Origin of the sequence: Mycobacterium sp. M23085, assembly GCF_045343915.1 — a bacterium.
GTDB lineage: Bacteria > Actinomycetota > Actinomycetes > Mycobacteriales > Mycobacteriaceae > Mycobacterium.
Genome location: NZ_CP174280.1, coordinates 280,424 through 299,435, shown reverse-complemented (window position 1 = coordinate 299,435; position 19,012 = coordinate 280,424). Strand labels below are relative to the sequence as shown.

Below are 19,012 nucleotides of genomic sequence, written 5' to 3'. Positions count from 1 at the left end.
ACCTGAGTGAGACCAACGATGCGGCTGACTGGACGCGTAAGAACAATCTGCGCATGCTTCGGCGACCACAGTGCCACGGCTCCCGGTGTGCAGACATCGGCAAGGTACGTTGGCGATCATGACATCGCTGCAGGACCAAGTCGTTTTCATCACCGGCGGTGCCCGGGGGATCGGGGCCGAGACCGCTCGCCGGCTGAGCGCGAAGGGCGCCAAGCTCGTGCTGACCGATCTCAACGAAGCCGACTTGAAGGCGCTCGCCGCTGAACTCGGCGAGGACCGGGTGCTGACCGCGGTCGCCGACGTGCGCGATCTGCCCGCCATGCAGGCCGCCGCCGACCGCGCCGTCGAGCGTTTCGGCGGCATCGACGTGGTAGTGGCCAACGCCGGCATCATGAGTTATGGGTCCGCGGCGCAGGTCGACCCGGACGCATTCAGGCGGGTCCTAGACATCAACGTGCTCGGCGTGTTTCACACTGCGCGAGCGACGTTGCCCGCGCTGATCGAACGCCGCGGTTACCTGCTGATCGTCTCGTCACTGGCCGCCTACACGGCTGCTCCCGGGTTGGCGCCATACAACGCTTCAAAGGCCGGTGCCGAAATGCTGGCCAACGCGCTGCGGCTGGAGGTGGCCCACCAGGGGGTGAGGGTCGGCTCGGCGCACATGTCCTGGATCGACACCGCCCTGGTCCGCGACACCCAGACCGATCTGTCCGCATTCAAACAGTTGTTGGCCAGCTTCCCATGGCCGTTGAGCAAGACGACGACCGTCGACAAATGCGCGGCCGCATTCGTCAAGGGCATCGAAGGCCGTCGCACCCGTGTCTACTGCCCGCGCTGGGTGGCGCTGTTCCGCTGGGTGAAGCCGGTGCTGTCCAGCCCGGTGGGCGAGATGCCCCTGCACAAATCCACCGCCGAGCTGTTGCCGCAGCTGGACGCCCAGGTCGCCGCTCTGGGCCGCTCCACCAGCGCCTACAACCGCGATCTCGGCGCGTCCTAGGTGGTCTGGGCCAGGCGCTGGGATGCGACCGCCGCCACCCGGTGGCGCACCAACAACCATCCGGCGCTCAGCGCCGGAATGACGAACACCACCGTCCCGATCGTGTAGGTACCGGTCTGTTTGTCGAAGGCCATCATGACCAGGACCCCGGCCAAGAAGGCCAGAGTGAGGTAACCCGAATAGGGGGCCCACGGCATCCGGAACTGCGGCCGCTCGACGAGCCCGGCCTTCGCGAGCCGGTGGAAGCGCAGCTGACACAGCACGATGGTCGCCCAGCACGCGATGATGCCCGGGGCGACGATGTTGAGCACGATCTCGAAGGCTTCGCCGGGGTTGACGGCGTTGAGGGCGATGCCGAGCAGGCAGATGGCGGCCGCCATTGCGATGCCGACGTAGGGCACCCCGTTCTTGGACATCCGGGTCGCGAACCGGGGTCCACTGCCACTGGACGCCATCGAATGCATGATCCGCCCGGTGGAATACAGCCCCGCGTTGAGGCTCGACAGGGCCGCGGTGAGCACCACGATGTTCATCAAGTCCCCGGCGCCGTGGAAGCCGATCTTGGAAAAGAAAGTGACGAAAGGACTTTCGGTGGCCTTGTAGGACGTGTACGGCAGCAGCAAGGCCAGCAGCGCCGCCGACCCGACGTAGAAGATCGCGATGCGTGCGATCACCGAATTGATCGCGCGCGGCATGACCTTCTCCGGCTCGGCGGTCTCCCCGGCGGCCGTGCCCACCAATTCGATGGCGGCATAGGCGAATACCACGCCCGAGGTGGTCAGCAGCACCGCCCACACGCCAGAGGGAAAGAGTCCGCCGTGCTCGGTCCACAGACTCAGCCCGGTGCTGTGGCCTTCGATCCGATAGCGGCCGGCCAGGAACACGATCCCGACGACCAGGAAGGCGACCAGCGCGAGAACCTTGACCAGCGCCGCCCAGAATTCCAGCTCACCGAACCACTCCACCGAGATCAGGTTCATCGATAGCACCACGACGAGGGCGAGCAGCGCCAACACCCACTGGGGGATGGATTCAAACGTGGTCCACCTGCGCAGGTAGGTGGCGATCGCGGTGGTGTCGACGATGGCCGTCATCGACCAGCCCAGGAAGTACATCCAGCCGATCGCATAGGCGGCCTTTTCACCGAAAAACTCTCGTGAATACGACACGAACGAACCCGATGACGGGCGGTGCAACACCAACTCGCCCAGCGCTCGCAGAATCAGGAAGACGACCAGGCCGCACACGGCATAGACCAAGACCATTCCGGGTCCGCCCTTGGCCAGCCGGCCGCCCGCGCCCAGGAACAGCCCGGAGCCGATCGCGCCCCCGATGCCGATCATCTGCACTTGCCGGGGCTTGAGTCCTTTGCGGTAACCGGCATCTTCACCGAAATCGCCGGCTACAGGAGTTGGGTTGCCATCATCACGCGTCGCAGCCAAGAAAACGTCCAATCGCTTGTCGATCGCCCAGCCTCGGGCAGGGTCGGACTGACCGAGACGACCGCGGTCAGCGCCCGAAGCCGGGGCGGCGGCGGCGCAGATAGCGCTCGAACTCGGCGGCCAACGCGTCGCCGTCGATCTTGCCCAGGGCGTCGTTCATGTCGACTTCGGCGTCGCCGCGTTGCTCGAGCGACTGTACGTACTCGGCGAGGTCCTCGTCCTCGGCGGTCATCTCGGTGACCGCCTGCTCCCAGTCCTCGGCATCCGTCGGCAGGTCGGCCAGCGGTACCTCGATGTCCAGCACGTCTTCGACGCGGCGCAGCAGTGCCACCGTCGCCTTGGGATTCGGTGGCTGCGAGACGTAGTGCGGCACCGCCGCCCAGAACGTCACCGCCGGGATCCCGGCGGCCACGCAGGAGTCCTGAAACACCCCGGCGATGCCGGTCGGCCCCTCGTAACGGCTTTCCTCGAGGCCGAAGCGTTTGGCCGACTCGGGGGAGTAGGCCGCGCCCGACACCGGGACCGGCCGAGTGTGTGGGGTGTCGGCCAGCAGCGCGCCCAGGATCACCACGGTGTCGACGTTGAGCTTGTCGGCGATGGCCACCAGCTCCGCGCAGAAGGTGCGCCAGCGCATGTTGGGTTCCACCCCGTGCATCAATACGACATCGCGGTCGCTGCCCGGCGGGCGGCAATGCGAGATCCGCATCGCCGGCCACACCAGTTCTCGAGTCACCCCGTCCACCTGCCGGATCACCGGACGATTCACCTGGTAGTCGTAGTACGCCTCGTCGTCGATCTCCAAGATCGGGTCGGCTTCCCAGATGGCCTCGAGGTGTTCGAGCGCGTCGCTGGCCGCGTCGCCGGCGTCGTTCCAGCCCTCGAACGCAGCCACCACGACCGTGTGGTGCAGTTCGGGCAATGCGGCCTTCTCACCAGGGAGGCCAAAAGCGGGGCCGTCGGGCGGGGTCACAGAATTAGCCTACGGCCTTCCGCTCGCCGACGATGCGGACCGGGCGCGGTCCGATGTGGGGGTCCCCCCGCTTGCGGGGGCGAGTCGGGTCGGGCAATTGGATCGAGCCGGATCTTCGGGCCGCGGTGGCCGTGGATTCTCGGCCGATTGATGCTCGGCGGTGGCTTTTGCATAGGACGACTATTCTTAATGGGGTGACCGTCGCTGACGAACACCGCTACCACATGGACATCCTCGACGCTTCGTCGCAGCGGTTGGTTGTCGGCGACAGCGCGATGGGTACGCAGTGACAGGCTGCCGACCTGGCCCGGACGACTTCGCCAACCGGCGTCGACGCGGTCAAGGCGAAATACGTCGCACTGCGAACTCGTTAACCTTGGTAACTAGGATATTGCCGACAGGATCCGCGCTCACGGGCATCGCGAGCGTCCAGCGGGTCCGGTCAAGCTGGGCGTCCAGACGTCGGATGACGACGTAGACTTTCCACCGTCGAGAGGCGTTGCAACGGTTCCGGTTCTGCCGGTAGCCGCCACGCTCGGCAGAGTCAAGGACGCCTTCCGCTACGGAAGGAACGTACGTGAACGCCGCTGAGCCGACAATCAGCTTCGAGCCGAACATCCGCCCCGACTGCACCGACGAACTGACGGCCGCTCTGCGCCAGCGCATTGTGGTGATCGACGGCGCCATGGGCACGGCGATCCAGCGCGACCGGCCGGACGAGGCCGGCTACCGCGGCGACCGGTTCACCGAATGGCCGACCGCCCTGCAGGGCAACAATGATCTGCTCAACCTGACGCAGCCGCAGATCATCGAGGGGATCCACCGCGAGTACCTCGAGGCCGGCGCCGACATCCTGGAGACCAACACGTTCAACGCGAACGCGATCTCGCTCTCCGACTACGACATGGCGGACCTGGCCTACGAGCTCAACTACGCCGGCGCGGCCCTGGCCCGCAAGGCAGCCGACGAGTTCGGCACCCCGGAGAAGCCCCGGTACGTCGCCGGCGCGATCGGGCCGACGACGCGGACCGCGTCGATCTCGCCGGACGTCAACGACCCCGGCGCCCGCAACGTCTCCTACGACCAGCTCGTCGCCGCCTACCTCGAATCCGCCAACGGGCTGGTCGACGGCGGTGCCGACCTGCTCATCATCGAGACCATCTTCGACTCGCTGAACGCCAAGGCGGCGGTGTTCGCCGTCGAGACGCTCTTCGAGGAGCGCGGACGCCGCTGGCCGGTGATCATCTCGGGCACCATCACCGACGCGTCCGGGCGGACGCTGTCCGGTCAGGTCACCGAAGCGTTCTGGAACTCGATCCGGCACGCGAAGCCGATCGCGGTCGGGCTGAACTGCGCGCTGGGCGCGCCGGAGATGAGGCCCTACATCGCCGAGGTGTCGCGGATCGCCGACACGTTCGTCTCCTGCTACCCGAACGCGGGTCTGCCCAACGCCTTTGGCGAATACGACGAGACCCCGGAGCGGCAGGCCGGCTACATCGCCGACTTCGCCGACGCCGGCCTGGTCAACCTGGTCGGCGGTTGCTGCGGAACCGCGCCGCCGCACATCGCCGAGATCGCCAAGGTCGTCGAGGGCAAACCGCCGCGCGAGGTGCCGACGATCCCGGTGGCCACCCGGCTGTCCGGCCTGGAGCCGCTCAACATCACCGACGACTCGCTGTTCGTCAACATCGGTGAGCGCACCAACATCACCGGCTCCGCCCGATTCCGCAACCTGATCAAGGCCGAGGACTACGACAGCGCCCTGTCGGTCGCCCTGCAGCAGGTCGAGGCCGGTGCCCAGGTCATCGACATCAACATGGACGAGGGCATGATCGACGGCGTCGCCGCGATGGACCGGTTCACCAAGCTGATCGCGGCCGAACCGGACATCAGTCGCGTCCCGGTGATGATCGACTCCTCCAAGTGGGAGGTCATCGAGGCGGGCCTGAAAAACGTCCAGGGCAAACCGATCGTCAACTCGATCTCCATGAAGGAGGGCGAGGAGAAGTTCGTCCGCGAGGCACGGCTGTGCCGCAAGTACGGCGCCGCCGTCGTCGTGATGGCCTTCGACGAGCAGGGACAGGCCGACAATCTGGAGCGCCGCAAGGAAATCTGCGGACGGGCCTACCGGATCCTGACCGAAGAGGTCGGCTTCCCGCCCGAGGACATCATCTTCGACCCGAACTGCTTCGCGCTGGCCACCGGCATCGAGGAGCACGCGACGTACGGGATCGACTTCATCGAGGCCTGCGCCTGGATCAAGGAGAACCTGCCGGGCGTGCACATCTCCGGCGGTATCTCCAACGTGTCGTTCTCGTTCCGGGGCAACAACCCGGTCCGCGAGGCGATCCATGCGGTGTTCCTGTTTCATGCCATCAAGGCCGGCCTGGACATGGGCATCGTCAACGCCGGTGCGCTGGTGCCCTACGACTCGATCGACCCCGAGCTGCGCGAGCGCATCGAGGACGTCGTCCTGAACCGTCGCGAGGACGCGGCCGAACGGCTGCTGGAGATCGCCGAACGATTCAACAAATCGGAGAAAAACGAAGACCCGGCCGCGGCCGAATGGCGCGGCCTGCCGGTGCGCGAGCGGATCACGCACGCCCTGGTCAAGGGCATCGACGCCCACGTCGACGACGACACCGAGGAATTGCGGGCCGAAATCGCCGCCGCCGGTGGTCGCCCGATCGAGGTGATCGAGGGCCCGCTGATGGACGGCATGAACGTCGTCGGTGACTTGTTCGGCTCGGGCAAGATGTTCCTGCCCCAGGTGGTGAAGTCGGCCCGGGTGATGAAGAAGGCCGTCGCATACCTGCTGCCGTTCATCGAGGCGGAGAAAGAAGAGTCCGGCGCTGCTGCCGGTAAGGACACCAACGGCACGATCGTGATGGCGACGGTCAAGGGTGACGTCCACGACATCGGCAAGAACATCGTCGGAGTCGTGTTGCAGTGCAACAACTTCGAAGTGATCGACCTGGGCGTGATGGTCCCAGCCGAGAAGATCTTGAACGCGGCCAAGGAGCACGACGCCGACATCATCGGGCTGTCCGGCCTGATCACCCCGTCGCTGGACGAGATGGTCAACTTCGCCGCCGAGATGGAGCGCGAGGGGATGGAAATCCCGCTGCTGATCGGTGGTGCGACGACCTCGCGCGCCCACACGGCCGTGAAGGTGGCGCCGCGTCGCAGCGGTCCGGTGGTCTGGGTCAAGGACGCGTCGCGCTCGGTGCCGGTCGCCGCCGCGCTGCTCGACGACAAGCAGCGTCCGGCGTTGTTGGAGGCCACCGAGAAGGACTACGCATCGCTGCGCGAACGGCACGCCCAGAAGAACGAGCGGCCGACGCTGACTCTGGAGAAGGCCCGGGCCAACCGGACGCCGATCGACTGGGACGGCTACACGCCGCCGGTCCCGGCCCAGGGCCTCGGAATACGCGAATTTCAGGACTACGACCTCGCCGAGTTGCGCGAATACATCGACTGGCAGCCGTTCTTCAATGCCTGGGAGATGAAGGGCCGGTTCCCCGACATCCTCAACAACCCGACCTCGGGTGAGGCGGCCCGCAAGCTTTACGACGACGCCCAGCAGATGCTCGACACCCTGATCAAGGAGAAGTGGCTGACGGCCAGCGGGGTGATCGGCTTCTTCCCGGCGAACGCGGTTGGGGACGACATTGAGGTCTACACCGACGACACCCGTGCCGAGGTGCTCACCACGCTGCACAACCTGCGCCAGCAGGGCGAGCATCGCGACGGCATCCCGAACCGGTCGCTGGGCGACTACATCGCCCCCAAAGACACCGGCCTGGCCGACTACGTCGGTGCCTTCGCCGTCACCGCGGGTCTCGGCAGCCAGGAGAAGATCGCGGAGTTCAAGGCGGCCCTCGACGACTACAGCGCGATCCTGCTGGAGTCGATCGCCGACCGGCTGGCGGAGGCATTCGCCGAACGGATGCACCAACGTGTCCGCAAGGAGTTCTGGGGATACGAGCCGGACGAGCAGCTGGACAACGAGGCACTCATCGGTGAGAAGTACAAGGGAATCCGCCCCGCCCCCGGCTACCCGGCCTGCCCGGAGCACACCGAGAAGGTGACGCTCTGGAGGTTGCTGGACGTCAAGGAGCGAACCGGCATCGAGTTGACCGAGTCGATGGCGATGTGGCCCGGTGCCGCCGTCAGCGGCTGGTATTTCTCGCACCCGCAGTCGCAGTACTTCGTGGTCGGCCGCCTGGCCCAGGACCAGGTTGCCGACTACGCCAAGCGCAAGGGCTGGACTCTGCAGGAAGCCGAACGCTGGCTCGCCCCCAACCTCGGCTACAACCCAGAGGACTGAGCCCCATCCCGGTCAACGGTTAAGCTGTCGGGAACATTCTGGGGAGGGATGTCATGCTCGAGCGGCAGTTGAACCGGATCGCCAACATCGCGGTCGACGCAGTCGACGCCACGGCCCTCCATGTTCGTCGCATGGTGGGAGCACTGTGCGCCGCGCTCGGCCGAACGAAACGAGAAGTCAGCGACTTGGCTTGGGACTACAGCGAACTGGCGGCAAGTATTGGTCGCTCGGCCAGCCGCACCGGCATCGCGACCGACCAGCAGAGGGCGGAAGGCCGGGAAATGGCCGACGTGATTTCCATCGAGCTGCGTCGCCGGCGGGCCAACTGACCCGCGCCGCGCTCAGTCCTCGACGGCCTGAAACAGGGCGGTGATCTCGGCGACCCGTGGATCGACGCGCAGCTGCTCGAGCGTCTCCGGGAGCGGTAAGCGCCAGTTCGGGTACTCGTCAACGGTGCCAGGCAAGTTCGGTTGTCGCGGCTCGGCGAGGATGTCGTACGGCGAGATCAGTTTCAACGTGCTCGGGGTCGCCGCCAAGAAGCGGTGCATCGCGACGATGATGTCGTGCTCGTCCGGGTCGGCCGGCAGCAACCCTTCAGAACGCAGCAAGGCCAGCCACTCGGCTTTCTCCTTCTCGGCCGAGGCCCGTTCGGCCGGCACGTCGTCCAGCAGGCCGAGCTCGGCCCGCACCCGTACGTGTTCTCCTCGAAAAAATCCGGCCACGGTGGGCAGGTCGTGGGTAGAGAGGCTGGCGGCTGCGCGCTGGGGCCATCGCGACGCGGGGAGCAACGGTTGTCCTGGCGCCGATTCGTCGCGGGTGAACCAGGACACCGCGCATCCCAGCATTCCGTTGTCGCCCAATGCTTCGGTGACTTCCGGCTCGACGGTGCCCAGGTCCTCACCCACCACGATCGCTCCTGCGCGCTGCGCTTCCAGCGCGAGCACGGCGAGCATGGTGTCGGCGTCGTACTGGACGTAGGTACCCCGGTCGGCAGCCTCGCCGGGCGGTATCCACCACAGCCGCCACAAGCCCGCGACGTGGTCAATCCGCAGGCCGTCGGCGTGAACCAGGATGGCGCGCAGCATGTCTCGCAGCGCGGTGTATCCAGTGGCGGCGAGCCGGTCCGGCCGCCACGGCGGCAGCCCCCAGTCCTGGCCGCGCGGCGTGAAATTGTCTGGGGGAGCACCGACATGAACTCCGGTGGCCAGCATGTCCGCCAGGGCCCACGCGTCGGCGCCGTCGGAGTCGACCCCGACCGGGAGGTCGTGTAAGACGCCCAGCGCCATCCCCGCTTTTCGCGCCGCATTCCGAACCTCGCCGAGCTGTTCAGCGCAGCGTTGTTGCACCCAGGCATGAAAAGCGATCCTGGGTGCCAGTTCCTGACGAGCCGCGGTGACGGCCGGCCCATCGACGTTACGCAGGGGTTCGGGCCATTGCGACCAGCGGCCGCCGTGTCGCTCGGCCAGCGCGCAGTAAGTGGCCCAGTCGCGCAGCGCCCTGGATGAGGGTGAGTCGTCCAGTGGGCAGGGTCGGTTATCTGCGCGCCAAAGCGTTTCCAGCGCAGCGCGTTTCGCCGACCAGACCAGATCATGGTCGATCCGCTCGGTGCGGGACGAGACGCGCAGCGCGTCGACTTCAGCGCGGGTTTGTGGATCGGCTCGATGGTAAGCGTCGAGGTCCTCGATGCGCAGCGCCAGTGGGTTGGCGAATCGTCGACTGGACGGGGTATAGGGGGAGGGTTGCACCGGATGCGTGGGTCCGGGCGCATTCAGCGGGTTGAGCAGTACTGCGCCAGCGCCGTGCGCCGCTGCGGTCCAGTCGATGAAGTCGCGGAGGTCGCCCAGATCGCCGATGCCCCATGAGCGGTCCGAGCGCAGCGCATACAGCTGCAGCATCCACCCCCAGGTAACCGGTGTTCGGCGCACCCGCGGCGGGGCCGCTACCAAGGTGACTTGCTGGCCATCCCTGATGTGCAGCCGGTACCAGCCCGGCGACAGATCGGCGGGCAACTCGTCGCGCACGTCGATCTGGTCGCCGTCCTCGCCGACCAGCGCCACCGCTCCCGGAACGCTGTGCGGCCGACCGTCGACCCGCACCGCGACCGTTGGCGCCAGGGCCCCGGCGCGCTTGCGTTCGGCCAGTTTTGCCAGTTCGCGTCGCCGGTCGGCGGCGCTGCCGGCGTCGACCTCGAGCAATGCGAGTACCCGGACCACCACGTCGGCGTCGACGTACACGGGTTCTCGTCGTTCATTGCGGTAAAAGGTAGCCACTCCGTGGGCCTCGGCCAGCTGGCGCAAGTCGTCGGGCACCGGCTTCGGTGACGCCATCAAATCGTTCTCCATGGCGGCATGGCGGGGCGGACCGGTGTGCTGGGATGGCGAGGAGGCGGACGCACTTGGGCAAAGTACCCATCCTGGGACGACTTACACGGGCGCCCACACCCTTCAGATGCGCAGCACCGGGCTCAGCGCCGACAGTGGGATGTGGGCTTGCACGGTGCCGCCGTCCATGAACCACTGCGGCAGGCCGGTGGAGAAGTTGATCGGCTCGTCGTGGCCGACCGGATAGTCGGGCATGTAGAGGATCAGCTCGTCGGGCGTCAGCGCCCACGCCTTGTACGCTCCCGAGTAGACCTTGTCAGGAGTCCAACGGTCGAGGATGAACGGGTATGTACCCGGATCATGCGGTGGCGGAGCCTGATTGAGCGCCGTATCGATGAACGGCGCAGCCAGCGGCGGGATCGCGGTCAGCGGATTGGAGGTCGTCAGATCGGCAAGCTGCACCCGTCTGCCGGCCGCCATGTCGAACGTGAACGTCCGGTAGGCGTTGTTGGGTTTGGGCCCGTCGGCGTGATAGTCCTCGTGGAACACCGCGCTGAGTAGATTGCCGTGCCGGAAGACCTCGAAATTCTCCTCGCCGTAGCTGTCGGCGGCCATGCTGCCGTTGGCGTTTCGCCAATTGTTGACCAGCGTGTGCAGGTAGTCCCGGATCACCGGGCCGGTGGTCGGGTTGTCGACGAGGTCATCGGGTACGGCGACCTTGATGTCGCGCACGGCGTTGCGTTCCGACGTCACCGAGGTGTGGCAGTACTGGCCGTCCCAGTCGCCGCCGAGGTCGCCGCAGAATGACGGCGCCGACGCGTGGGTGGTAGCGACGCCGGGAAGCGTTGCGGCCGCGGCCAATACGACCGCCGCCGACAGTCTCTTGAGCATGAGGTGGCTCCGCTTCGCTCAGAGGAGTTGGACTTTGCTGGCGCGCCAGCGACCGTCGACCTTCTCCATGGTCATCTTGATTCTGCTGCGGTCGATGCGCGGGTCGGGCGCGGCCGTATTAGTGACGGTCTGGTCGATGAAGAGCAGCACCACCACCCTGTCGGCGGATTCGGACTGGATGGCCGAGTCGACCACCACGCCGTGCGCGGTCGCCTTGTTGTCGATCAGCAGCTGCCGGAGCTTGACGCTGGACTGGGTGTACATGTCCTTGAATTCGCCCGTCGCGCCGTCGAGCACCTGCTTGAAGTTGTCGTCGACCTTGTTCGAGTCGATGCTCGTCAGCACCTGCGCGTAGCCGACGGCCGTCTGTTGGGCCTGCTCGCCCGCCACCTTCAACTGATGGTCCTGCCATTGCCGCCACCCGAGAAACACCGAAATGGTAAGCGAGGCAATAAGTAACGCCGGCAGCGCGCCGCGACGCAGATACCGTCGCCAGGGCCGCCCGGCGCGCCCGGTCTCCGGGCGCTTGCCTTTGAGCAGCACGCCGCCATCGTCCTCGTTGTCATCGTTCTGGTCGTCGTCGGCCCGCTCGCCGTCCTCGTCGGTGGCCGGGTCGTCGGCCGAGTCCCCAGCTGCGTCGGCGGATTCGTCGGCGCTCGCCACCTCGGCGTCTTCGCTTGCAACGTCCGGTGTTTCGGCGCCCGATTCCGTGTCGGTGTTTTCGGCTTTCGGGGTCTTCTTGGTAGTCACGACCACGATCATCTCCTAAAGGTCGGTTCGGCGGGTGCGGGGCCTCAGTGCGGCGGTTCGATCGGCAGCGGCGGACCGCCGTAGGGGGTGGGAATCGTGTAGCGGCCCCGCGGAGTCGGATCGGTCCGCTGGCCCAGGTTCGCGCCGGGCGGCGGTCCGGCGGTGTCGTCGCCGCCCGGTCGGGGCGCGTTCTTGGCGCCGCGGATCGAGACCGCCGGGTCGTCGTCGCGGCAGTAGGTGTACATGAACGGCTCGTAGTAGTCGGCGGCGGAGGAGGCATGCGCCGGCGTGCCGTAGTCACACACGTAGCGGGGATACAGGTCGGCCGTCGCCCAGACGCCGTTATCGTGAAAGGCGCTCGTCACCGCATCCAACACCGACCCGCGGTAGTCGGGGAACAGCGCGTTGAGCGCGGGGACGCGCAGATAGAACAGTTGCGACATGGTCGCCATGCTGCCCAGCAACTGCACCATGGTGTCGGAGTTGTCCGCGAACAGGTTGTCGACGGCCGAAAGGGTGCGCGGCGTCTGCTGCGTCAACCGTCGATAGCCGGCCTGCATTCTGGCGACGCCGGTCAGCGTTTGATTGAGTTCGGTTGCGGTGGCGCCCAATCCACTGTTCTTGTCGCTCGCCAGGGTGAGCACGACGCGACTGGTCTTGATGATGCTGGTGGTTTGGGGCAGCACCGAATCAAGCGTCGAGAGCAGGAACGTGCCGCCGTCGACGACGGCGGTCAGCTTCGCCGGACCCTCCCTGCTCAGGCTCAATTCCTTCTTGATCAACTCGATCTTGTGCGGATCCACCTGGGCCAGTAGCCCGTCGGCGTCACCGAGCAACTGCGCCAAGCTGACCGGGACGGTGGTGTGGTCTGGGGCGATGATGCTGCCGTCGTGCAGATACGGACCGGCGTCGGACGCGGCTTCGAAGTTGATGTACTGCTCACCGGCCGGCGAGAGCGCCGACACGTGCACGACGCTGTTCGCCGGGACCCGCACCGTCGAGGCGATGCTGGCGACGGCGTTCACGCCGTTGTCGGTGATCTGCAACGACTCGACGCGGCCCATGCGCACGCCGCGCAGTGCGACGTCCTGATTGGGCAGCAGGCCACCGGATTCGGCCAACTGCACGGTGACCCGGTAGGACGAGGCGAAGGGCTTCACCCGCAACGCGCCGATCAGCAGATAGGCGGTGGCCACGACCAGGACGAGTGCCAGGCCTGCCACCGACAGCCAGACCTGGTGCCGGTGACCGGTGCGCACCGCGCGGACGAGAACATTCGCGGAGTCGGCGAAGGCGCCGATCATGGTTGCGGTCCCGGTGGCGGTGCGGCCGGCGCAGGCCCGGGGGCGACGTCGATTTGACCCGGGATGTTCGGGTCCGGGATGACCGGAACCTGTGGCGAGTTCGGCCCCCGGCTGACCACGCGTTCCTGCAGCCGCCACAGGGTGTACTTGAGGGTGCCGACCAGCAGGTTCACGTTGTAGTGGTGCGGTCCGTGCAGCCCGATGTCACCGGGGAACCCGATATCCGGGAGCGATCCGAGCATGATTTTGTCCACGCTGACATTCACCGAAATCGAGTTCCCCGCAGTGGATTTGACCAACGCGGGGATCAACCGGTTTATCGATAGCCAGCTGGTATCGGGGCTCATCGCCACGTCGTTGGCGGCCCCGGCGATGGTGTTCAGGTCGCGGATCATGCTGCGGCCGCTGGTGTCGGTTCCGCCGATCGACGGGAACCTGGCCAGCAGCCGGGAGGTGTCACCCACCTGCACCGCCAGGTTGGAAAGCTGACTGGTGTTGTCAGCCAGCGCCGACGTGGCGGGGCCGGCGGCCGTCATCAGGTCAGTGATGGTCTGGTTCTTGGCGTCGAGTTGGTCGGCCAGGCGCGACAATTGGGTCAGCGCGTGCGAGATCTGATCGGAGCGGGCATCCAACGTGCCGAGCAGCTCGTTGGATTTGCGGATCATGTCGCCGAACGCCTGGCCCTGGTCACCGGTCGCCTTGCCGAAACCGTTGATGATATTGGTGAAATTGCGGACCGCCCCGCCGTTCACCAGGATCGCCGCCGAGCTCAGCACCGACTCGACGGTCGCGGCGGCCGCGGTCGAATCCAGCCCGATGGTGTCGCCGTCGCGCAGCAGCGGCGTGTCCGCGGGATCGCCGGCCGGCGGTTTCAGTGCGACGAACACGTCGCCCAGCGGTGTGGCGGTGCGCAATTCGGCGGTGCTGCCCCGCGGCAGCTGCACGCCGTCCCGGATGCGTAGCCGGGTGACCGCGGTGTAATTGCGTGCGACCATCGATTCGAGCTGCCCGACGTCGGCGCCGGCGAGTTTGACCTTGGCGTTCATCGGTAGGTTGAGCGCGTTGGAGAACACCGCATTCAGCGAATACCCGCCCGAGCCCAGCCCAGGGGCCGGAAGGGGCAGGCTGGCAAGGCCATTCGTTGCGCATCCCGCGGTGACCAGCGCCGCGGCCACCGCCATCAGCATGCCCCGCGCGCCCGTGATCATTTCTGCCCCATGGCGGCCATGCCGTCCAGCACATACGTCAACCCGAAGTCCGGACCGAAGTCCTGGATGGTCCCGGTGCTGCAGCCCAGTTGCCGAAGGCCCATCAGGTTGCAGATCTCTTTGGTGTACTGGCTGTCGAAGAGCAACCGGTCCGTGAGGAAGCGGGCGCGTACGCTGCCGTTGGCCCGGTCGATCATGTTGTAGGCGTTGTCGGCCACCAGCGGAGCCAGATCCAGCAGTTCGGCCAGGTCACGCCGCTGGTCGGTGACCGTCTTCAGCGTGTCATTGCCGTGCAGGACGGCCTGTTTGACGTTGTCCCGGTTTTCGTCGAGCAGGTCCCCGGCGCGCTGGATCAGTTGGTCGAGTTTGTGTCCGGTGCTGCCGCTGCCGAGGTCTTCGTCGGCCATGATCTGGCTGACTTGGTGGATGGTGGAGGCGAATTCGCGCAACTTGCCGTCGTTGGCCGCCACGGCATCGAACAGCGTGCTGATGTTTTTGACGATCGTGGTGATCTGCTCGCGGGTCGCCGCCCCACCGTCGCTGGACAGCCGCAGCGCCTTGGACAGCTCACCCAGCGCCGCCTTGATCCTTGCGCCGTTTCCGTTGACCACCTCGGTACCGCCGTTGAGCACGTCGGCGATCGGTCCACCGCCGTGGCCGTCACCCTCGAGCGACTTGGTCACCTTGTCCAAAACGTTGAGGACGCTGCTGAATTCGACGGGCGTCTTGGTCCGGGGCAACCCGATGGTGTCGTGGTTCTCCAGGACCGGCCCACCGCGATACGGAGGAGTGAGCTCGATCTGGCGGTCGGTGAGAATCGAGGTCGACACCGTGACGGCCTGCGCGGTGGCGGGCACCTTGACGTGCCGGTCGATGGTGAATTCGACTTCGACATAGCCGCCCTTGGCATTGATCTTGGTGATCTTGCCCACCGGCATGCCCAGCACCGCCACCTCGTTGCCTTCGTAGAGGCCTGAGGCGCTGTCGAACTGGGCGGTCACCGTGATCGCGTCCTCGTCGGAACCCAGGGTCCACCAGCCGATGCCGACCGCCGCGGCGATGACCACGACCGCGGCGACGACGGCCAGCGCCTTGGCGCCCAGCCCCCTCATTTGCAGTCCTTGAAGTACTGGATCATGCCGAACTGCTTGGCGCGGCCGCTGATTGCGCACATCCACGAGTCGATCAGTGGGACGTTGGGGGCGTTGAAGTTGATCGCGTTGCCGTCGCCGGTGAGGTTGGCCGCCTCGCGGAAGAAGATCGGGCTGGTCTGCAGCATGCTGTGCAGCAGGTCGTCGTGTTGGGACACCAAGTTGGTGAAGTCGCGCATGTCCTTGATCAGCGCGTCCAGGCCCGAGCGGTCGTCGATCACCACCTGGCTCATGGTGTCGACGAGGCTGGACAGGGACTGCATCATCGCGTGGAAAACGACCCGCCGCGCGACGAATTGGCCAAGCAGGTCCTGCCCCTGGTCGACCAGGGCGCCGATACCGGCCTGCTGGCGGCGCAGCGTGTTCGTCACCTGCTCGGTGCTGCGGAGCAGCCGCCCGAGCTGGTCGCGCCGTACCGCGATGATCGAGGAAAGCGTGTTGATGTTCGTGATCGCCTGCGGCACAACGGCGGGCAGGCCCTGCAGTTGCTTGCCCAGCACCGCCAGCGACTGGGCGAACCTGTCGGAGTCGACCTGCTCGAAAGTGGTGGTGGCGTCCTGCAACGCGGCCTGCAGGTCGTAGGGCACCTCGGTGTGCGCCAGGTCGAAGGTATTGTCGGGCAGCCGCGCCGGGCCATCGGGTTGCAGCGCGAGGTAACGCGAACCCAGGATGGTGGTGACCCTGATCTGCGCCCGTGAGTCCTTGCCCAGCTTGATGTCGTCGCGGACCTTCAGCCCGGCCTCGACATGGTCCCCGGCGAGTTTCATGCTGGTCACGTTGCCCACCGGGATGCCCGCGACCACGATCGGATTGCCGGCCCGCAGCGAGGCCGCTTGCAGGAACTCGGCGGTGTAGTGCCGATAGCCGGCGCCGATCGTATGCACCAGCAGCATGACGCCGATCACCACCGCGACCACCGCGACGGCGATGAACCCCAGCCAGGTCTTGTTGTAGCTTTCCAGCGGACGCTTCTTCAGCGCCGAAAGCCGATGCGTTACCGACGCCTCAGCCATCGACCGTGCTCCTGCAGCGCGGGGTGTGCCAGGCCCTGTTTCCCGGTGTGACCGCGTTGATGATGATGGGCACCACATCGTTGAGCCCGGGGAAGAACCCCATGAAGTTCACGTCGCACACGTAGGCGTTGCCGTAGGCGCCCTGATTGCCCACTCGCGCAAGGCCTTTCAGCAGCAACGGGATGTTGTCGCCGAAGAAGGCCACCTGGGGTTCGACGTCCATGATGTGCTTGGTGACACCGGGCTGACGATCGATGAATTCGCGCAGTGCCGGGTACACGTCGGTTGCCGAGGACGACAACCGGTTGGTCACCCGGGCCAGCGAACCGACCGAGGCGACCAGGTCCGCCCGCCGCCGGTCGAGCTCGCCGACCACGCTGCGGGTCTGGCTGATCACCCCGTCGAGATTGTCGTTCTGCTGGGCGAGGTTGCCGACCACCTTGTTCAGGTTGGTGATCACGTTGCCGAGGGCTTGGTCGCGGCCGGCGAAAGTTTCCGTCAGCGTGGAGGTTTGGCCGACCAGTGTGGTGAGTGACGAGGTGTCGCCCTGCAGCGAGGCGATGATGCCCTTGGTGAGGTTGTCGGCGTCGTGCGGGTTCAGCAAGCTGAACAACGGTTCGTAGCCGTTGAGCAGCGTGGTCACGTCGAAAGAGGGCTCGGTGCGCTCCAGCGGGATGGTACTGCCCGGCGGAAGCAGCTGCGGACTGCCCTCTTTGCCCAAGGACAGTCCGAGGTAACGCTGCCCGACGATGTTCTGGTAGGTCACCGACGCGAGAGTGTTTCCGAACAGCCGCTGCTCGGACTGCACCACGAAGGAGACCTTCGCCAGTTTGCCGTCCAGTTCCACCTTTTCGACCCGTCCCACCCGCACCCCGGCCATGCGGACGTCGTCACCTTCACGAAGCCCGTACACGTCGGTGAACACCGCCGAATACCTGGCGGTGTCGCCGGCCACGTCACGCCGCAGGCTCACATACACCAGCCACGTCAGCGTCAACGAGACGATCATGAACAGGGTCAGGGCGATGAGGGGGCCGCGAAATTTCACTTGGCCTCCCCGGGCGGGTGAGCTAATGACACGGTGGTGCCGCGGGCGACCGGTCCCAGCAGCAGCTCGGTGGCTTCGGTGGCGGGCGCTCCGGTGATCACGCTCAACATGCTTCGTTCGTATTGGCTCCCAACGGGTCCCACGTTGCCTCCGAAGGAGGCTTGTGGGATCCACGGGGCCTTGGGTGCCACCGGCGCGACCCACGGTTGGTGCTCTTGCGGCGTCGCCGGCGCACCGGGCGAGGGGTTGTCGGGATTCGCGCTGCCGGGCACCGGCGGTGACGGTGTGATCCCCGGGGCCAGCGGTGGATTGGGATCGGTCAGGTTGGGAGTGGGGTTGATCAGCGGTGGGCCCACCGCGACGAGGTTTCCGTCCGGGCCGATCACCGTGCCCGGCGGCGGTGCCAGGTCCTTGGGCGGGTGATAGTTCTGCGGCAGCAGCACCTCGGGCAGATCGGGCCGCACCGGAATCAGCGGTGCGGTAAAGCAGCTGGGGCCCTTCAGTTCCCCGTAATGCGGGCAATCGGCGCGCGTGTAGGTGGAACTGGGCGTGAAGGTCAGCATCGCGCGCATGTTGCCCAGATTCGTCCGGGGGTTCCACACCTGTTCCATGAACTGGTTGGCCAGGTTGTCCAGCTTGGCGACGGCCGGCACGAAATTATTCGACTTCTGCGCCAGGATGCCGAGCACCGGCGTGAAATCGGTGGTGATGCGCACCAGTTGGTCGATGTGGTTGTCGAAGGACTGGCGCGTGGTGCCGACCGTATAGTCGGCGCCCGACAGCAGCGAGGTCAGCTGCCCGCGGGTCTCGGCGAAGGTCCGCATCGGCTCGACGGCCTGATGCAGGGCATCGAGGAGATCGGGCGCCGTCTGGGCGAGCCCGGTCGTCGCGTCCAGCAGCGCCGACACCGTCGACGGGCCTTCGTCGGTACTGACAATCGAATTGAGTTGATCCAGAAGCCGATTCAGTTGCGCGCCGGCGTTCAACAGGGTGACGCGGCGGTGGTCGGTGGCCGCGCCCAGCGCCGCCAGGATTCCCACCGACCTGTCGTCGCGATCGCGCCCCGCGGCGGCGAGCAGGTCACGTAGCTTGCTGACCGTCGTCTGGAACAGGACGGTCGGCAGCCGCTTGTCCTCCACGATGTGGGCGCCGTCGCGGATCTTCGCGACCGGGGCCCCTGAACTGTTGGGGCCCACCAGTTGGACCGACGAGACGGCGAAGACGTTACTGGGCACCACCCGTGCGGTCACGTTGGCCGGAATCGACTTGGCGTACTGCTCTTTGAGGTCGATGTGGACATAGTTGGGCATGCCATGCGCCGCCGGCACGACGCCGTTGACCATTCCGACCAGGACGCCGTGGTATTTGACGTCGGACTTCTGCGGGAGGCCATCGCCCACGTTTACCAGGTCGGCAACCACCCGGACGTAATCGTCCAGCCTGCCAGTGGATTTGACCAACATCGCGGCGGTGACCAAGGCGCTGACCACCACGACCGCAATGCCGATGCCGAACAGCTGCCGGTCGGAGGGGCCGCGTCCGTCCAGCTCAAAGGAGTTGGGCATGTCCCACCGACCTCGCCACCGG

At 66.4% G+C, this 19,012-nt stretch carries 14 protein-coding genes; 3 read left to right on the top strand and 11 right to left on the bottom strand.

Annotated features, from left to right (window positions below; all coding sequences use genetic code 11):
* The first annotated feature begins 118 nt into the window (after nucleotides 1-118).
* Nucleotides 119-997: an SDR family oxidoreductase gene (locus ACIUM1_RS01345; protein WP_406815523.1), complete on the top strand. Its 879-nt coding sequence runs from the start codon at nucleotides 119-121 to the stop codon at nucleotides 995-997.
* On the opposite strand, the gene ACIUM1_RS01340 is transcribed toward ACIUM1_RS01345, so the two are convergent.
* A complete protein-coding gene (locus ACIUM1_RS01340; RefSeq protein ID WP_406815522.1) occupies nucleotides 994-2,439 on the bottom strand; it encodes an amino acid permease in 1,446 nt (481 codons plus the stop codon). The two genes, ACIUM1_RS01345 and ACIUM1_RS01340, sit on opposite strands and share 4 nt — an antisense overlap.
* Nucleotides 2,440-2,506: 67 nt before the next feature.
* Nucleotides 2,507-3,409 (bottom strand): PAC2 family protein, encoded by a 903-nt coding sequence (locus ACIUM1_RS01335; protein ID WP_406815521.1) that lies wholly within the window; start codon nucleotides 3,407-3,409, stop codon nucleotides 2,507-2,509.
* A 577-nt stretch (nucleotides 3,410-3,986) separates the two neighbouring features.
* Between ACIUM1_RS01335 and metH the strand changes: the two genes are divergently transcribed.
* Entirely contained in the window at nucleotides 3,987-7,739 is a 3,753-nt protein-coding gene (metH, locus tag ACIUM1_RS01330) for a methionine synthase (protein WP_406815520.1), read from the top strand.
* Nucleotides 7,740-7,792: 53 nt separating this feature from the next.
* Nucleotides 7,793-8,068 (top strand): hypothetical protein, encoded by a 276-nt coding sequence (locus ACIUM1_RS01325; RefSeq protein ID WP_406815519.1) that lies wholly within the window; start codon nucleotides 7,793-7,795, stop codon nucleotides 8,066-8,068.
* A 12-nt stretch (nucleotides 8,069-8,080) separates the two neighbouring features.
* Here the strand turns inward: ACIUM1_RS01325 and malQ are convergent, their stop codons facing one another.
* From malQ to ACIUM1_RS01280, 9 genes are all read right to left on the bottom strand, one after another.
* Nucleotides 8,081-10,081, bottom strand: coding sequence for a 4-alpha-glucanotransferase (gene malQ, locus ACIUM1_RS01320; RefSeq protein ID WP_406815518.1), 2,001 nt, complete (start codon nucleotides 10,079-10,081; stop codon nucleotides 8,081-8,083).
* A 102-nt stretch (nucleotides 10,082-10,183) separates the two neighbouring features.
* Nucleotides 10,184-10,951 (bottom strand): mannan-binding family protein, encoded by a 768-nt coding sequence (locus tag ACIUM1_RS01315; protein WP_406815517.1) that lies wholly within the window; start codon nucleotides 10,949-10,951, stop codon nucleotides 10,184-10,186.
* An 18-nt stretch (nucleotides 10,952-10,969) separates the two neighbouring features.
* Nucleotides 10,970-11,713, bottom strand: a complete 744-nt coding sequence (locus tag ACIUM1_RS01310) for a DUF3329 domain-containing protein (protein ID WP_406815516.1) — start codon at nucleotides 11,711-11,713, stop codon at nucleotides 10,970-10,972.
* A 32-nt stretch (nucleotides 11,714-11,745) separates the two neighbouring features.
* The gene (locus tag ACIUM1_RS01305) at nucleotides 11,746-13,005 is read right to left on the bottom strand and encodes an MlaD family protein (protein ID WP_406815515.1); all 1,260 of its coding nucleotides are present in this window, start codon (nucleotides 13,003-13,005) and stop codon (nucleotides 11,746-11,748) included.
* Nucleotides 13,002-14,213, bottom strand: a complete 1,212-nt coding sequence (locus ACIUM1_RS01300; protein ID WP_406815514.1) for an MCE family protein — start codon at nucleotides 14,211-14,213, stop codon at nucleotides 13,002-13,004. The genes ACIUM1_RS01305 and ACIUM1_RS01300 overlap by 4 nt, the downstream gene beginning before the upstream one ends.
* Entirely contained in the window at nucleotides 14,210-15,325 is a 1,116-nt protein-coding gene (locus tag ACIUM1_RS01295) for an MCE family protein (protein WP_406815513.1), read from the bottom strand. Before ACIUM1_RS01295 ends, ACIUM1_RS01300 begins: the two co-directional genes overlap by 4 nt.
* On the bottom strand, nucleotides 15,322-16,377 hold the full coding sequence (locus tag ACIUM1_RS01290; protein ID WP_406815512.1) for an MCE family protein: 1,056 nt from the start codon (nucleotides 16,375-16,377) through the stop codon (nucleotides 15,322-15,324). Before ACIUM1_RS01290 ends, ACIUM1_RS01295 begins: the two co-directional genes overlap by 4 nt.
* Complete coding sequence (locus ACIUM1_RS01285; protein ID WP_406815511.1) at nucleotides 16,370-17,425, bottom strand: MlaD family protein; 1,056 nt, start codon at nucleotides 17,423-17,425, stop codon at nucleotides 16,370-16,372. The genes ACIUM1_RS01290 and ACIUM1_RS01285 overlap by 8 nt, the downstream gene beginning before the upstream one ends.
* Nucleotides 17,422-18,990 carry an MCE family protein gene (locus tag ACIUM1_RS01280; protein WP_406815510.1) on the bottom strand — a complete coding sequence of 523 codons (1,569 nt, stop codon included), beginning with the start codon at nucleotides 18,988-18,990 and terminating at the stop codon, nucleotides 17,422-17,424. Before ACIUM1_RS01280 ends, ACIUM1_RS01285 begins: the two co-directional genes overlap by 4 nt.
* Nucleotides 18,991-19,012: the final 22 nt, after the last annotated feature.

What these genes read in the sequence shown, in the direction of transcription:
- ACIUM1_RS01295 (WP_406815513.1), bottom strand. Translation starts at nt 15,325, where the DNA reads ATGAGGGGGCTGGGCGCCAAGGCGCTGGCCGTCGTCGCCGCGGTCGTG.
- ACIUM1_RS01310 (WP_406815516.1), bottom strand. Translation starts at nt 11,713, where the DNA reads ATGATCGTGGTCGTGACTACCAAGAAGACCCCGAAAGCCGAAAACACC.
- ACIUM1_RS01325 (WP_406815519.1), top strand. Translation starts at nt 7,793, where the DNA reads ATGCTCGAGCGGCAGTTGAACCGGATCGCCAACATCGCGGTCGACGCA.
- ACIUM1_RS01305 (WP_406815515.1), bottom strand. Translation starts at nt 13,005, where the DNA reads ATGATCGGCGCCTTCGCCGACTCCGCGAATGTTCTCGTCCGCGCGGTG.
- ACIUM1_RS01315 (WP_406815517.1), bottom strand. Translation starts at nt 10,951, where the DNA reads ATGCTCAAGAGACTGTCGGCGGCGGTCGTATTGGCCGCGGCCGCAACG.
- ACIUM1_RS01345 (WP_406815523.1), top strand. Translation starts at nt 119, where the DNA reads ATGACATCGCTGCAGGACCAAGTCGTTTTCATCACCGGCGGTGCCCGG.
- ACIUM1_RS01290 (WP_406815512.1), bottom strand. Translation starts at nt 16,377, where the DNA reads ATGGCTGAGGCGTCGGTAACGCATCGGCTTTCGGCGCTGAAGAAGCGT.
- ACIUM1_RS01300 (WP_406815514.1), bottom strand. Translation starts at nt 14,213, where the DNA reads ATGATCACGGGCGCGCGGGGCATGCTGATGGCGGTGGCCGCGGCGCTG.
- malQ (WP_406815518.1), bottom strand. Translation starts at nt 10,081, where the DNA reads ATGGAGAACGATTTGATGGCGTCACCGAAGCCGGTGCCCGACGACTTG.
- ACIUM1_RS01280 (WP_406815510.1), bottom strand. Translation starts at nt 18,990, where the DNA reads ATGCCCAACTCCTTTGAGCTGGACGGACGCGGCCCCTCCGACCGGCAG.